Origin of the sequence: Sandarakinorhabdus sp., from assembly GCF_032115815.1 — a bacterium.
Classification (GTDB): Bacteria; Pseudomonadota; Alphaproteobacteria; order Sphingomonadales; family Sphingomonadaceae; genus Sandarakinorhabdus.
The window spans coordinates 5,901-8,439 of sequence record NZ_JAUMBI010000207.1; the positions used below are offsets into that span (position 1 = coordinate 5,901).

Genomic DNA, 2,539 nt, shown 5'->3' on the forward strand with positions numbered 1-2,539 from the left:
CGAGGTGACCAAAGACCAGCACCCGGGCGCCGGGGAATAAACCCTCGATCGCGGCCGTTGCCATTTCGGCAAAATCCGCCATCGCCGATACCGGCACGGCAATATCGTGGTGCACGGCCGGGCCATCCATGCGTTCGGCCAGCGGCAGTTCCTCGCGGCGGCGCCACAGGGCGGCGGCCTGCGTCTCGGATTGAGCGATGACGGCATCATCGGCATCAGCCAGCCCTTGCGCCATCACATCGTCCAGCGGCTGCGGCCCGGCCAGTTCCACCAGGCAGGCCCAGGCGTGGCGGCCGGCCAATGGCGATGCGAGGCCCAGGTGGGCGGCGACCAGATCTACCCCATCGGCCGGGATCAATTCGAAACTTTCCACCTGTCCGCCGGTCAACTGACGCAGGCGGGCGAGCAGGGCGAGCGCGCGTTGCGGCCGGTCCACCCCGGCCCAGGCCACAGACCGATAGGCCGGCGCCGGCACAAGCCTGAGCGCCACAGCCGTGATGAAGCCCAAAGTGCCTTCGGCGCCGATCAGCAACTGCTTGATGTCCAGGCCGGTATTGTCCTTGGCCAGGCCCTGCAGCTGGTGCAGCACGCTGCCATCGGGCAACACGGCCTCCAGCCCCGCCACCAGCGCCCGCATGGTGCCATGGCGCAGCACCTGCACACCGCCGGCATTCGTGGACGCCAGCCCGCCCACCGTCGCCGATCCCTTGGCCCCCAGCGACAGCGGGAAGGCCACGCCTTGTTCAGCAGCGGCAGCGTGGACATCGGCCAGAATCACGCCGGCCTCGGCCACAAGCAATTGCCCGGCAACATCAACCTGCCGGATGCGGTTCATGCGCGTGCAGCTGACCAGTACCGCCGATCCATCAGCCGGCGGAATGCCGCCGCCCACCAGCCCGGTGTTGCCGCCCTGCGGTACCAGCGCAACGCGATGCGCGGCCGCCGCCCGCATAATGGCCTGCAGCGTCGCCACATCGCGCGGCAGCAGCAACAAGGGGGTGGCCCCCTGATAGCGCCCGCGCCAATCCACTAGCCGTGGGCCGATCAGATCGGGATCCTCACTCCAATCACGGCCGGCCGCTGCCTTGAGGGCAGCCAGCGCGGCGGCAGACGGCGGCGGTGGGATCACGAGATCGGTCATGCCTTTTCCCTACCGGTTTTCCGGGCACAGCTGAACCCACAGCTTGCAGCCCATATTCAGCCCCCCTATTCAGCCATGGTTCAAGCGGTGGCGGGCAATCACCCGCCTTTACGGGCGGTTGGGGGCAGCCACCCGGTTGTGCAGGTCTGCACAGCTTCGGTATCGACAGGGGAATAATCGGGATTGTCGGCATTTCGGTCTGGCGTGATGGCGAGCGTGGCAGCGCTGATGCTGCTGGCTGGCCCGGCGGCGGCGCAAAACCGCCGCGCACCGCCGCCGGCTGTGGCGCCGCAGACCGAACCGCAAAGCTTTGATGGCCAGGCCTGGCGACGCGTGCCGGTGCGGCCGGGCGGTGACCGGGTGGAAGACGGGGCGCTGGCGCGACCCACCCCGCCGCGCGCCGGACGCAATCGCTGCATCCCCACCAATGGCATCGCCGGTGCCCAGTTGTACGGCGACCGCGCCATCGAACTGACCATGCGCGGCGGCCGGCGCTGGCGGCTGCACCTGGCGCAGGAATGCCCGGCACTGAGTTTCTACCAGGGCTTTTACTATCAGCAGAAACAGACCGGCCAGCTGTGCGCCGGCCGCGATGCCATCGGCGCCCGTTCTGGCGGCGAGTGCGCCATTGCCGCCATCGTGCCGGTGGCGGTTCCCGCCCGAAAGGCCCGCCGCAGGCGCTGAAACCGGGCCTTTGTGTCATCAAACTGTTGCATGACGGACACAGGCACCGCTCCACACGCCAACCGCACCGGCCAAACCCCGTGCCGCACTGGACAAAATCCCTGCCGCCTGTCCAAACTGATGATTGCAGCATGCCGGTCACACAGGCGTCATGCAACGGCACAGGATCCGGCCATCAGAGCCAGCAACAAGATCCAGCCATTTGGTTTTTGGGGAGGACGTCTTATGAAGATTGCACTTGGAATCCGTGCTGGCCTGGTGGCCAGCGCATCGCTGATCGGGTTGGCCGCGTTGCCGGCATTCGCGCAAACCGCGCAGGCCGATGAAGACACCGGCATCGCCGAAATCGTCGTGACCGCGCAGCGCACGGCGCAAAGCCTGCAGGACGTGCCGATCGCGGTGACCGCCTTTGACGCCGGCGCCCTGCAGCGCCAGCAGATCAACAACCCGCTTGATATCCAGCTGACCCTGCCCAACATCACCTTCACCAAGGGCAACTTCACCGGTTCCAGCTTCACCATCCGCGGCATCGGCGATCTGTGCGTGGGCGTGACCTGCGATTCAGCCACCGCCATTCACGCCGAAGGCATGCCGCTGTTCGCCACCCGCCTGTTTGAAGCCGAATTCTTCGATCTGGAGCGCGTTGAAGTGCTGCGCGGCCCGCAGGGCACGCTGTTCGGCCGCAACGCCACCGGCGGCGTCGTCAACTTCGTC

Annotated in this window: 3 protein-coding genes; 2 read left to right on the forward strand and 1 reads right to left on the reverse strand. The window is 67.3% G+C overall.

Annotated features, from left to right (window positions below; translation table 11 throughout):
- Window positions 1-1,141, reverse strand: a 1,141-nt coding sequence (locus RT662_RS12030) for an FAD-binding oxidoreductase (protein WP_313670947.1), incomplete at its 3' end; no start/stop codon positions are given.
- Window positions 1,142-1,348: 207 nt separating this feature from the next.
- Here RT662_RS12030 and RT662_RS12035 point away from each other — a divergent pair.
- Both RT662_RS12035 and RT662_RS12040 read left to right on the forward strand, forming a co-directional pair.
- Complete coding sequence (locus RT662_RS12035) at window positions 1,349-1,825, forward strand: DUF6491 family protein (protein ID WP_313670949.1); 477 nt, start codon at window positions 1,349-1,351, stop codon at window positions 1,823-1,825.
- Between the two features lie 225 nt (window positions 1,826-2,050).
- The coding region (locus RT662_RS12040; protein ID WP_313670948.1) for a TonB-dependent receptor at window positions 2,051-2,539 on the forward strand (489 nt) is incomplete at its 3' end.